This window comes from Chitinimonas sp., from assembly GCF_036568685.1.
Taxonomy (GTDB): domain Bacteria; phylum Pseudomonadota; class Gammaproteobacteria; order Burkholderiales; family Chitinimonadaceae; genus Chitinimonas.
Window position 1 is genome coordinate 38255 of record NZ_DATCSC010000074.1, and the last position, 12939, is coordinate 51193.

Below are 12939 nucleotides of genomic sequence, written 5' to 3' on the forward strand. Positions count from 1 at the left end.
ACCCCGCCGGGGTTGCCGCTCAGGGTTGGCCCAGGGCGCTGCGGATGGCGCTGACGACAATATCCTGCTCAGCATCACTCAGGCCGGCGTACATGGGCAGGCTGAGCGCTTCGGCGTAGTAGCGCTCCGCCTCGGGAAAGTCGCCAGTCTGAAAGCCCAGCGCCCGATAGTAAGGCTGGGTATGCACCGGGATGTAGTGCAGGTTGACGCCGATACCGGCTGCGCGCAGGGCTTCGAAGAAGGCTTTGTGGGCAATGCCCGATTCCGGCTTGAGCCGCACCACATAGAGGTGCCAGGCGGATTCGGCCCCCGCTTGGCGCTTGGGCAGCTGGAGCGGCAGGCCGGCCAGCAACCGGTCGTAGCGCGCCACCAGGGCGCGGCGACGCGCAAGGAAGCCATCCAGTTTTTGTAGCTGGGAAAGACCCAGCGCAGCCTGCAGATCGGTGATCCGATAGTTGTAGCCCAGCTCGGTCTGCTGGTAGTACCAGGGGCCATGGCTGGCTTCGGTCATCTGGGCCGGGTCGCGGGTCATGCCGTGGCTGCGCAGGCGCTGCAGATGTTCGGCCAGCTCGGGGCGATTGGTGAGGATCAGGCCACCCTCCCCCGTGGTGATGATCTTGACCGGGTGGAAGCTGAACACGGTCATATCGGCGTAGTCGCCGCACCCCACCGGCTTGCCCAGGTAGTCAGCGCCAACAGCGTGCGAGGCGTCCTCGATGATGGTGAAGCCGTACTCCAGAGACAGCGCCTTGATGCGCGCCATATCGCAGCTCTGGCCACTGAAGGCGACCGGTACCACGACCTTGGGCAGGCAGCCCTTCTGCTTGGCCAGCTTGAGCTTGGCCTCAAGCTTGTCAGCGCAGAGGTTCCAGGTATCGGGGTCGATGTCGACAAAGTCGACATCGGCACCGCAGTAGCGGCCGCAATTGGCGCTGGCGAGGAAGGTATTGGGGCTGGTCCAGAGATGGTCACCCGGCCCAAGGCCGGCAGCCAGGCAAGCGATGTGCAAGGCCGCGGTCGCGTTACAGACAGCCACGCCGTATTGGGCACCACAACGCTCGGCGAGGGCCGCTTCAAAGCGGGCGATGCCAGGGCCCTGGGTGAGCCAGTCCGAGTGCAATACCTCAACGACCGCGTCGATGTCGGCCTGGTCTATCTGCTGCCGGCCGTAGGGGATCATGCTGTGGCACGCTCCAGTTGTTCCAGCTCGGCAATGCTGAGGTAGTGCGGATTGGTGTCCGACACGTACTCGAAGCCTTCGGCGACCTTTTTACCGGTCTCCCCCAGGCCGTCGGTCTGGAAGCTGGACTGGACGATGAAGTTGATGGCTGGGGCAATGACGTAGTGCTTGGCAAACTCGAAGGTGTGCTGGGCGTCATCGCGCGAGATCATCATCTCGTGCAGCTTTTCGCCCGGCCGGATGCCGACGATGCGATGCGGCAACTGCGGTGCCATGGCGGTGGCCAGGTCAACAATGCGGGCCGAGGGGATCTTGGGCACAAACAGCTCACCACCGCGCATGCGCTGGAAGTTCTTGATCACGAAGTCCACGCCGTCTTGCAGGGTGATCCAGAAGCGGGTCATCCGGGCGTCGGTGATGGGGAGCGAATCGACGCCGTCGGCCATCAGCTTGCGGAAAAAGGGCAGCACCGAGCCCCGCGAACCGACCACGTTGCCGTAGCGGACGACCGCGAAGCGGGTCTTGTGACCGCCGGCGATATTATTGGCGGCGATGAACAGCTTGTCGCTAAGCAGCTTGGTTGCGCCGTACAGGTTGATGGGGCTGGAGGCCTTGTCAGTGGAGAGGGCGATCACCTTCTCTACACCGCACTCAATGGCGGCATTGATGACGTTCTCTGCCCCGCCAACATTGGTACGGATGCATTCGGTGGGGTTGTATTCCGCAGCCGGCACCTGCTTGAGCGCGGCTGCATGGACCACGTAGTCGATACCACGCATGGCCTGCCGCAGGCGCTCGGCGTCGCGCACGTCGCCCAGAAAGTAGCGCATCTCGGGCGCGTTGAGGTCCTGCTGCATCTCGAACTGCTTGAGCTCGTCGCGGGAAAAGACCACCACGCGGCGCGGCTTATGGTCACGCAGCAAGGTGGCAATGAACTTGCGGCCGAAAGAACCGGTACCGCCGGTGACCAGTATGGCCTTGTCCTTGAAGAAATCCGTGTCGCTCATGGCCGTTCGATCTGTGTTGTTAGCTTGAATCTGGACTATAGCAATAAGCCTGCCATCTATTCGTCAGGCAGATCTCCGAGCCCCAGTGCGTCGATAAAGCCAAAGGTCCGCATATCGCGGATACGCATGGGGTAGAGCACGCCGAACAAGTGGTCGCACTCATGCTGTACCACCCGGGCGTGGAAGTCCGTCACCGTCCGGTCTATAGACCTACCCTGCTCGTCCAAGCCTTGGTAACGCAAGCGCCGGTGGCGTGGCACCACCCCGCGCATGCCGGGCACGCTCAAGCAGCCTTCCCAGTCATCCACCAGTTCATCATCCAGCGGGGTCAGCACCGGGTTGATCAGGATGGTGTAGGGCACGGCTTCGGCATCGGGGTAACGCGGGCTCTTGAAACCACCAAAGATGGTGATCTGCTTGGAAACACCAATCTGCGGCGCAGCTATGCCGGCGCCATTCATGGCCACCATAGTGTCCTTGAGATCCTGGATCAGCGCATTGAGCTCCGGCGAACCGATGGCTTCTGGCGGGATGGTATCGGCAACCCTGAGCAGCAGCGGGTCGCCCATCTTGACTATGGGTTTAATCGCCATCGACTTTCACCAGGGCTTCCAAGATACGGTGTACATGTTCGATCGCCTCGTCGAAGATGCCTTCGGCGGCAGCCAGATCGACGTGGTGGCGGCTGTCGCCTCGACCGGCAGCCCAGTTGGCAACCACGGCTATGGCGGCGTAGCTCAGGCCGGCTTCGCGGGCCAGGGCGGCTTCGGGCATGCCGGTCATACCGACCATATCGCCACCGTCACCGGCAATACGGTTGATCTCGGCAGCGGTCTCCAACCGCGGACCTTGCGTTGCGGCGTAGACGCCATCATTGAGTATGCGCTGCTGGCTGGCCTTGGCGGCCTTCTGCAGGCGTGCCCGCAGCTTGGGGCAGTAGGGTTCGGTGAAGTCGATATGGGTCACCGGCTTGTCGCCACCTTCGAAGAAGGTATGCCGGCGGCCGCTGGTGTAGTCGATGATCTGATCGGGCAGCACCAAGGTGCCGGGCGACAGGTCCTCACGGATACCGCCGACGGTACACACCGAAACCACCCGCTTGACCTTCTGCTCGGCCAATGCCCAGAGGTTGGCTCGGTAGTTGATCTCGTGCGGGGGAATGGTATGGCCATAGCCATGGCGGGCAATGAAGACAACCTGATGGCCGTTGATCTCGCCAAATGTCAGCGCGCCCGAAGGCTCGCCGTAAGGGGTACGTATGACCTGCCTATGGGTGATGAGCAGGTTTTTCAGCCGGGTCAGCCCGGTTCCGCCAATGATGGCGAGCATAAACCTCTCCCTGTAACTGTATTCAATGTGGCACGGCCCTCGGGGGCCGCTGCCTTTCTTAAACGTCTTAAACGGTGCCGCTGCTTTCCAGCGGCAAGGTATAGGTCCTGAACACCGTATCGTACTGCCAGCCGTGCCGCTCGTATTGCCGCTGGGCGCTATGGTTGTCATGCGCGGTAGAGAGTTGCAGATAGGCAGCGCCCTGTGCCAACCCGAAGTGGCGGGCGGTTTCGAGCAAGGCACCGGCCACGCCGCGACCACGCGCCTCGGGGCTGACATACAGGTCGTACAAGGTCCAGACCGGCGCGAGCGCTACCGAGCAAAAGCCCGGGTAAAGCTGCATAAACCCGACCGCCCGACCACCCTCCTCCGCCACAAAGACGGTGGATTGCCCCATCTGCAAACGCATTGCCAGCCAGGTACGGCAGGCCGTGAGGTTGCTGGGCTGGCGGTAGAACTGGCGATAGGCGTCGAATAAACGGGCGGCCTCGTCGAGCAGGTCGCCAGCCTGCAGTTGCCGGATATTCATCGCGGTACAGCGACGTTGCAGAACTGCTGCAGATAGGCAGCAAACTCGCCGCCGACCTCCGGGTGACGAGCACCGTAGGCCAGCGTGGCCTGCAGGTAGCCCAGCTTGGTGCCGCAGTCATAGCGGGTGCCGATGAAGGGCAAGGCCAGTACACGCTCTTCTTCCAGCAGCGCAGCGATCGCGTCGGTCAGCTGGATCTCGCCGCCCTGACCAGGACGGGCATTGATCAGATGGCGGAAAATACGAGGACTAAGCACGTAGCGACCAACCACAGCCAGGGTGGAAGGCGCCTCGGCAGGTTTGGGCTTCTCGACGATGCCGCCGATCTTGAGATGGCCACCGCCGTTCTTCTCGGCGACGACGATGCCATAGGAAGAAGTTTCCTCACGCGGCACTTCCTGCACACCGATCACCGAGCTGTGGGTATCGTCATAGAGTTCAACCATCTGCTGCATGACCGGCTTGTGCGCATCGATCAGGTCGTCGGCCAGAATGACGGCGAATGGTTCGTCGCCGACCAATGGGCGAGCGCACAGCACGGCATGGCCCAGGCCACGGGCCTCTGGCTGACGGACATAGGCGCAGCTGACGTTCTTGGGAATGATGTTGCGAACCACTTCCAGGAGTTCGATCTTGCCCTTGGCCTCAAGCTCGGTTTCCAACTCATAAGCCTTGTCGAAATGGTCCTCGATGGCGCGCTTGTTGCGGCCGGTGACGAAGATCATCTCGGTAATACCGGCTTCTATCGCCTCTTCAACCGCATATTGGATCAGCGGCTTATCGACGACATTAAGCATTTCCTTGGGACTGGCCTTGGTCGCGGGCAGAAAACGCGTGCCCAGCCCCGCAACGGGGAAGACGGCCTTGGTAATCTTTTGCATTGAATGGGGTTCCTCTGAAACGCTTAAGGGAGCCGGGTCTGACCTGGTCTAGTTATTGAGCAAGCTGAGCAAGGCCGCTTCATCGAGGATGGCAACCCCGAGCTCCTGTGCCTTGTCCAGCTTGGATCCTGCCGCTTCCCCCGCTAGCAGATAGTCGGTCTTCTTCGATACCGATCCCGCCACCTTGCCGCCGGCCGCTTCGATCAAGGCCTTGGCCTCGTCCCGGCTCATGCTGGGCAGCGTGCCGGTGATCACCAGCGTCTTGCCCAATAAAGGGCCGCTGGGCAAGGCTTCGCTCGGTTCAAATTCCTGCCAGCTTACGCCGGCAGCGCGCAGTTGCTCTATGACTTCGACATTATGCGCCTCAAGCAGGAAATCGCGTATCGACTGCGCAACGATGGGTCCGACATCGGGCACAGACTGCATTGCGGCCAGCGCCTTGGCTTCATCCACATCGGTCGCAGCGGCGATCAACGCGTCCAGCTTGCCAAAGTGACGGGCGAGATCCTTGGCGGTCGTCTCCCCTACGTTGCGTATACCCAGCGCGTAGATGAAGCGCGCCAGCGTGGTATTACGGCTTTGTTCAATGGCGGCCAGCAGATTGGCGGCAGATTTTTCCGCCATGCGCTCCAGCGCTGCCAGCTTGAGGATGCCAAGCTTGTAGAAGTCTGCCGGAGTACGGACCAGGCCGGTATCGACCAGTTGCTCCACCAGCTTGTCGCCCAGGCCCTCGATGTCCATCGCACGGCGTCCTGCAAAGTGCAGCAGGGCTTGCTTGCGCTGGGCCGAGCAGACCAGGCCACCGGTACAGCGGAAGGCCGCCTCGCCTTCCTCGCGGATAACATGCGAGCCGCAGACCGGGCATTCGGTAGGCATTTCAAAGGGGGCGTAACGTGGTACCTGCTGCACCTCCAGCAGGTCGACGGTCTCTTCCACCATGGGGCGACGGTCTAGTACCACGTCTACGATCTCGGGGATCACATCGCCGGCACGTCGAACGATCACAGTATCCCCCACGCGCAGATCGAGCTGACGGATACGGTCGAGATTGTGCAGCGTGGCATTGGTGACGGTAACGCCACCAACAAAGACCGGCGCAAGCCGCGCCACCGGGGTGATGGCACCGGTACGGCCGACTTGGACGTCAATGGCCTCTACCGTGGTCAACATTTCCTGTGCAGGATATTTATGGGCAACCGCCCAGCGCGGCTCACGGCTGACAAAGCCGAGCTGTTCCTGCAGGGCACGGCTATCTACCTTGTACACCACGCCGTCGATATCGAAGGGCAAAGCATCACGCTTTGCGGCAATCGCAGCATGGAAGGCAATCAAGCCGGCAGCGCCCTTGGCAACCGTCCTGTCGGCACAGACCGGTATGCCCATGGCAGCCAGCGCATCCAGTATGCCGCTGTGGGTCTCGGGTATGGTCCAACCCTCGACAGCCCCCAGGCCATAGGCGAAGAAACTCAAAGGGCGCTGGGCGGCGATCCTGGGGTCGAGCTGACGCACCGCACCGGCGGCGGCATTGCGCGGGTTGACGAAGGTCTTTTCGCCCTTGGCAGCCTGGCGCTCGTTGAGGGCGTCAAAGTCATCGCGACGCATATAGACCTCGCCACGCACCTCCAGCACTGGCGCAGTCACGCCAAGGAGCCGCAGCGGAATCTGACCGACCGTGCGGATATTCTGGGTCACATCCTCGCCGGTTTCGCCATCGCCACGGGTCGCAGCTTGCACCAGTACACCCGCTTCATAACGCAGGCTGATGGCGAGGCCATCGAACTTCAGCTCGGCCGCATATTCAACCGAGGCAGCGTCCTCAAGCAAGCCAAGATCACGACGGACCTTGGCATCGAAATTCTCTGCGCCACCTGGCCCGGAATCAGTCTCGGTACGGATGGAAAGCATGGGTACCCGATGCCGTACCGGCGGAAAGCCGTCCAACGGCCGGCCGCCTACCCGCTGAGTGGGCGAATCAGGGGTGCGCAGGGCGGGGTCGGCGGCTTCCAGCGCCTCCAGTTCACGGAACAGCCGGTCATATTCGGCGTCCGGCACGCTAGGTTGGTCGAGCACGTAGTACTCGTGGCCATAGCGGTTGAGCAGCGCACGCAGCTCGGCTGCGCGTTCAGTAGAGTTGGCGATCATGCGGGTATTCAGGCAAAAAGACGGAGCGCGGCAACACCACCTGCAGGCACACCACGGTCGTCCATCTGGGCGTACAGCGCCACCAGCTGCTTGCGGATGGCGGCGAGGTCGGCTGGCTTGAGTGAGCGATTATCATCGTCAACCAGATCGCCACCCAGGGTCAGGGCCATCTGCTGGGCCAAGTCCGCCATACGGTCGAAGGCCTGTTCGCCCCCCGCGACGCGGGGTACGTCCAGCAACAGGGTGAGCGAGGGAGTGTCTTCGAGCGCATCAAGCGGTCGATGATGGCGGTCGGACAGGCTGAACAGGGCCTTGCCCGATTCGGACCGGGCATGGAACACACCGTCGGTCTCGAGCACTAGGCCAGCGGCCTCGGCCATGGCCACAACGCGCCCGATGGCGAAAGGGTTGCGGCTGGACAGCACGTTCAGGCCGATCTGCATATCGACCGAGGCACAGAAGGCATCGAGCTGCCGGGCAACCTGCAGCTTATCCTCACGGCGCGGGAAGGTCGCCACGCCACTCTCACGTTCGGCAAAAGCGCTCAGTTGCTCGCAGAACATGACAAGCTGGGCCTCACTGACCGGCCCCTGCCGGTCCACCAGTTGCAAGCCCACCCGTAGTTCATGGTAGCGCTGGCCGCTGCGGATGACCTCCCACTCGTCACTATCTCCCAGGCCAAGAATACGTACCCGCTTGCCAACTTCAATGGCAGGGATATCGGCAAAATCGATCGGCTCACCAGGGTGCACCTCGGCCACATAGTCGAAGGCCGGGTCCAGCACAGCCACAGCCAAGGCCAGGGATTCACTCAGGTCTACCGTTTCGGGTGCACTGGTGGTCGCCTCGCCCAGTACCGGGGCTTCCGGCTCCAACGAGGGCTCAAAGCGCATACCGGCCTCGCCCTGGCGTACCATATTCTTAGGGGTATCGAGCAGAACATCCGGATGGCTCTTGGCGAACGCGGCTGCGGCGCGCTTCTTGAAGCGCCACTCCTGCCAGCTGTTGTAGCCCCACACGCCACCTACCAGTGCAGCGCCCAGACTCAGCGTAATCCAGTGAAATTCAGTCATGCGATGGTTCTCCGCGCCATAGATGCAGGCGCCCGACAGCGCGGCAGCTTAACGGATGTAGGGGGGCGCGCCAACCAGCCATGACCAACATCATCAGCCGGTAATGGACGGCCGACCCGTGGCGGACCGCGTCCACTCCGGAGAAGCTGCCTGGAAGGCATTGATCAGCAAGGCATCGAAGCGGGTATCGAGCCCACCGTGGATGTCGAACACCGCACGCAAAGCCGCCCGGCGATAATCCTCGCCCGAGAAGCCGGCCACGCCGGCATGGAACAGGTCGGCGCAGGCCAACATTTGCGCGCCAGGGTGCAAAGGGCTGGGCCCGCCCCGCAGTGGAAAGCCACGGCCATCGGCCCATTGGTGGTGCTGACGGATCATGGTGGCAGTTTCCTCGGCGGCCGGACATACCGAGAGCAGCCAGTCAGCCGCCTGAGCCGGGTGCTCGGTCCAGCGTTGCCATTCGGCCTCCTTGGGTCCGCTCGGTGGGCGGGTGAACATACCATCAGCCTGCGCCAGCATGGCCACGTCATGCCAATAGACGGCCAAGCTGAGCGATGGCTCTGGCAGCGGTTGCGGGTAGTGACGATTGAGTGACAGCACGATCTCCAGCTGGCTCTGTGCTCGCCCCTGCCAAGGCGGGTAGCGCTCGCCCAGCGCTTGGGCCAATTGCTTGCCCTGTGCCAAGGCCGCGTCGAAAGCAGGCCCGGCCAGCACCGGCGGCGCCCCTTCGGCCCAGCGGCTGGTCACCTGCAGAATCAGGCCTGGCGAATGCGCCGCCAGCAATACATGGCGGGCCGCCTGGTCGGCGGTAGCCTGACTACTGGCACCACCCAGCTCGTCGATGGATGCCAGGAGGCCATCCAGCGGCGTCTCGTCAAAACGGCGGGTATTGCGCAGCGTCATGGCCATGTCGCGCACCCGGTCCAGGCTCTGCAGCACGGCTTCTGCAACCAGTGCGGAATTCAGGTAGCGCCGCTCCCGCAGGCACTGCAGCACATTCTCCAGCCGGTGCAGAAAGTCGGCGATGGGGGCCGCGCCACAGTAGGCGAAGTCACTTTTGATGGTATGCACATGGCGGAAGGCACTGGCGACCAACTCGGGAGACTCACGAAAGCGCTCAAGCTGGTGCAGATCGTCCTCCAGCAACGGAAGGCGATCCTGCAGATCGACCATGACTTCCTGCAGCAGCTCAAAATCGACCTGCGTGCTGTCCATGCTGTCTCCTGGCATGTCTGTTATATGGCCTGGACCGGTTCCAGCACCTTGATATCAAGCGGTTTCGCGCATCTGCAACGCTTGCTCGATGTCCACCGCCACTACCCGGCTGCAGCCTTGTTCCTGCATGGTAATGCCGATGAGTTGGTCGGCCATTTCCATGGTGATCTTGTTATGGCTGATGTACATGAATTGTGTCTTTTCCGCCATGCGCTTGACCATCTCACAGAATCGGCTGGTATTGGCGTCGTCCAGCGGCGCATCCACCTCGTCCAGCAGGCAGAACGGCGCCGGGTTGAGTCGGAACAGCGCAAACACCAGGGATAGCGCGGTCAGCGCCTTTTCCCCACCCGACAGCAGATGGATAGTGGAGTTTTTCTTGCCTGGCGGTTGGGCCATGATCTGGATGCCGGCATCCAGGATCTCTTCCCCGGTCAAATTGAGCTCGGCGTGGCCGCCACCAAAGAGCAAGGGGAACAGCTCCTGCAGATTGGCGTTTACCGTATCGAAGGTGGACTGCAGCATGGCACGGGTTTCTCGGTCGATACGCCGGATGGCGCTTTCCAGCGTCTCCAGCGCTTCGGTCAGGTCATTGGCCTGCGCATCCAGATAATCCTTGCGCTCGCGGGCGGCGTTCAGCTCGTCCAGCGCCGCCAGGTTGACATTGCCCAGCGAAGTGATCGCCTGCGTAAGCTTACCGATCTCGCCAACCAGCGAAGCGATCTTGAGCCCATTGCCGATCAGCGGCATCAACGCCTCGACGTCCGCTCCGGCCTCATCCAGCTCCTGGCTGAAGCGCTCCAGCGCCAGTCGAGCCTCCTGCTCCTTGAGTCGCAGTTCGCCTACCCGATCGCGTAGCGGGTCAAAGCCCTGCTCGATCAGGTGCTTCTCCAGTTCCTTTTCCTTGAGCGTGTTGGTTGCAGCATTGGCGGCGTCACGCACGGCCGCCAGATGGCGCTCCTTCTCAGCCCGGGCGTTGACCGCCTCCTGGAAACCGACGTCGAATTCGCCTTCGTCTATGCCTTCGAGATCAAAGCTCGCTTCTTCCAGCCGCAACCTTGCCTCTTCCATCTGGCTGGCAAGATCGCTGCTGCGCCGCTGCATCTCCGCCAAACGAGCCTCGGCCGATTGCCGGCCAAAGCCGGCCTCCTGTGCTTGGCGCTCGGCCTGGCGCAAGCGACCACGCTGCACATCCAGCGCGGTTTCGGATTCCACCTTGGCCAGCTTGCCTGCTTCCACCCGGCGTTCCAAGGCGGGCAACTCGGTCGCGGCACTCTCTGCCTCGTGGCGAGCCTCTTCTCGCTCCAAGGCCAGCTCATCAGCCTCCTGCGCAATCTCGCTCACCTCGGCTTGCAAGGCGGCCCGGCGCGCCTGCGCCTGCTCGGCCGCCTGGCTGAGGCGGGCAACCTCGACTTGCCGCTCGCCGCGTTGCTGACGCAACGCATCAAGCTTGGTCCGGGCGTGCTTGAGCTCGCCATGCAGCTCACCCAGCCGCTGTTCAGCGGCGTGCAGCGCTTTGCCCTCCAGCTCCAAGGCAGGGCCCAGGCTACCCAGCCGGCCATCGAGTTCGGCCAGCTCACGTTCACGCTGCAGCATACCGCCCAAGGCCTGGTCCGGCGCATAGTAGTGGCGTGCGTAGCGACTGGCAGCCTGCCCTGTCGCCGATACGACCAAGCCACCGCTCGGCAATTGCGATTGGACGACGCCGAGATCGCCATCGGCCGGCACGCACCAGACCAGCGCCAGCCAGTCTGCCAGCGCACCTGCCAACTCGGGCAGATCAGTCCTGACCTTGGCCAACAAGGGTTGTGCTGCACCCAATGCTGTCGGCTGGCCTGCCGGGGCGATCGACCCAGCGATCACGGTCAGCCGGGCCGGTGCGGCTTCGGACGGCAAACCTTGAGCTGCCAAGACAGCATTCATGCGCTCGCGCAGCACGGCCTCGACGGCCACTTCCCAGCCCGCCTCGATCTGCAGATGGCGGAAGACGCGCGGCGCGTCCTGCAATCCCTTCTCAGCCAACCAACCGGTGAGCGCCTGATCGGCGGCGGCCTGGGCCTGCAGCCGCGTCAGGGCCTCATGCCGGGCGCCCAACTCGGCCCGCTCGGCACGCAGACGTTCGACTTCACGACGATGATCGGTACGGGCCTGCTCCTGCTGGTGCAAGGTCGCATCCAGTGTTTGCGTTCGCTCTTGCGCCTCTTCCAGCGCCATGCTGAGCTCTTCCAGCGCCAGCCGCTTCTCTTCCAGCAACTCGGCATCAGGTAACGGCAGGTTGCGCAACTCGGCCTCTTGCCGCTCGCGTCGCTGCTGCAGTTGCGACAGGCTGCGCTCCAGGTGCAGCAGCTGCTGCTCGGCCAGCTGCTTGGTCTGGCGTGCGTGCGAAAAAGCCAGTTGGGCTTCGCTGAGCGCCGCCTCATGGGTCTTGTACGCTTCTTCCAGCCGCGGCAAGGCGTCCTGCTCGGTCAGCAAGGCCAGTTGTACGTCTTCCTGGGCCAGGGCGGCTTCGTCACGCTTGAACTGCCACTCTTCGCGCTCGGCGCTCAGGGCCTGCTCCTGCCGGCCCAGCTCATCCAGCCGCTGGCGGGCCTGGGTCTGCTGGCCGGTGAGCCGTTGGCGGGTTTCGCGCAGGTGCAGCAGCTTTTGCTCCAGGCGCGCCACGGTCGCGGTTGCATCGGCCAGCGCAGTCTGTGCCGTTCCTACCCGGTCCGTCGCATCATAGTGCGCCTCGCGCAGCATTTCGATGGCCGCCTCGGTCTCGCGCAGCCGCGTGGTCTGCGATTCCAGGCCGGCCTGTGCATCGGCAATCTCGCTACGGCACTTGGCTTCCTCGCGCTCGGCATCGAGCTTGCGCTGCAGTGCCAGGAGGTTCTGCCGCTCGGTCAGGCGGTGACGGTACTCGTTGTACTGAGCAGCGACGCCGGCCTGGGTCTCCAGCTTTTCCAGCTGGCCCAACAGCTCCTGTCGGATATCGTCGACACGCGCCAGGTTTTCCCGCGTATCGGCCATCCGGCCTTCGGTCTCCTTGCGCCGCTCCTTGTACTTGGAGACGCCGGCAGCTTCCTCCAGGAAGGCGCGCAACTCTTCCGGTCGCGCCTCGATGATGCGCGAGATCATGCCCTGCTCGATCACCGCATAGCCGCGCGTGCCCACCCCGGTACCCAGGAAAAGGTCGGCAATATCCTTGCGGCGGCACTGGATATTGTTGATGTGGTAAGAGGATTCACCCTGCCGGGTCAGTACCCGCTTGATGCTGATCTCGGCATATTGCGACCAGGCGCCGGCAGCACGCCCTTCGCTGTTGTCAAAGACCAGCTCTACCGACGCCCGGCTGACCGGCTTGCGGCTGGTCGAGCCGTTGAAGATCACGTCCTGCATGGATTCGCCACGCAGCTGCTTGGCTGACGATTCGCCCAGCACCCAGCGCACCGCGTCGATCACATTGGACTTGCCGCAACCGTTGGGGCCGACCACGGCAACCAGCTGGCCCGGTACCGGGATGGCAGTCGGATCGACAAAGCTCTTGAAACCGGCAAGTTTGACGTGGGTTAGGCGCACGGAAGCAATCGATAGACGGAAGTCG

Annotated in this window: 10 protein-coding genes; all 10 read right to left on the reverse strand. The window is 63.0% G+C overall.

Annotation, left to right across the window (positions count from 1 at the left end; translation table 11 throughout):
* Positions 1-19: 19 nt before the first annotated feature.
* Positions 20-1180 (reverse strand): UDP-4-amino-4,6-dideoxy-N-acetyl-beta-L-altrosamine transaminase, encoded by a 1161-nt coding sequence (gene pseC / locus VIM95_RS11720; protein ID WP_331985848.1) that lies wholly within the window; start codon positions 1178-1180, stop codon positions 20-22.
* Positions 1177-2187 (reverse strand): UDP-N-acetylglucosamine 4,6-dehydratase (inverting), encoded by a 1011-nt coding sequence (pseB, locus tag VIM95_RS11725; RefSeq protein ID WP_331985850.1) that lies wholly within the window; start codon positions 2185-2187, stop codon positions 1177-1179. Before pseB ends, pseC begins: the two co-directional genes overlap by 4 nt.
* 56 nt (positions 2188-2243) lie before the next feature.
* Complete coding sequence (locus VIM95_RS11730; RefSeq protein ID WP_331985852.1) at positions 2244-2780, reverse strand: peptide deformylase; 537 nt, start codon at positions 2778-2780, stop codon at positions 2244-2246.
* Positions 2770-3516: an S-methyl-5'-thioinosine phosphorylase gene (locus VIM95_RS11735; RefSeq protein ID WP_331985854.1), complete on the reverse strand. Its 747-nt coding sequence runs from the start codon at positions 3514-3516 to the stop codon at positions 2770-2772. Before VIM95_RS11735 ends, VIM95_RS11730 begins: the two co-directional genes overlap by 11 nt.
* 67 nt (positions 3517-3583) lie before the next feature.
* Positions 3584-4045, reverse strand: a complete 462-nt coding sequence (locus VIM95_RS11740; RefSeq protein WP_331985856.1) for a GNAT family N-acetyltransferase — start codon at positions 4043-4045, stop codon at positions 3584-3586.
* The gene (galU, locus tag VIM95_RS11745; RefSeq protein ID WP_331985858.1) at positions 4042-4926 is read right to left on the reverse strand and encodes a UTP--glucose-1-phosphate uridylyltransferase GalU; all 885 of its coding nucleotides are present in this window, start codon (positions 4924-4926) and stop codon (positions 4042-4044) included. The genes VIM95_RS11740 and galU overlap by 4 nt, the downstream gene beginning before the upstream one ends.
* Positions 4927-4974: 48 nt before the next feature.
* Entirely contained in the window at positions 4975-7068 is a 2094-nt protein-coding gene (gene ligA / locus VIM95_RS11750) for an NAD-dependent DNA ligase LigA (RefSeq protein ID WP_331985860.1), read from the reverse strand.
* 8 nt (positions 7069-7076) lie between these two features.
* Complete coding sequence (locus VIM95_RS11755; protein ID WP_331985862.1) at positions 7077-8141, reverse strand: cell division protein ZipA C-terminal FtsZ-binding domain-containing protein; 1065 nt, start codon at positions 8139-8141, stop codon at positions 7077-7079.
* Positions 8142-8234: 93 nt separating this feature from the next.
* Positions 8235-9356 carry an HD domain-containing phosphohydrolase gene (locus VIM95_RS11760; RefSeq protein ID WP_331985864.1) on the reverse strand — a complete coding sequence of 374 codons (1122 nt, stop codon included), beginning with the start codon at positions 9354-9356 and terminating at the stop codon, positions 8235-8237.
* A 54-nt stretch (positions 9357-9410) separates the two neighbouring features.
* Positions 9411-12914, reverse strand: a complete 3504-nt coding sequence (gene smc / locus VIM95_RS11765; protein WP_331985866.1) for a chromosome segregation protein SMC — start codon at positions 12912-12914, stop codon at positions 9411-9413.
* Positions 12915-12939: the final 25 nt, after the last annotated feature.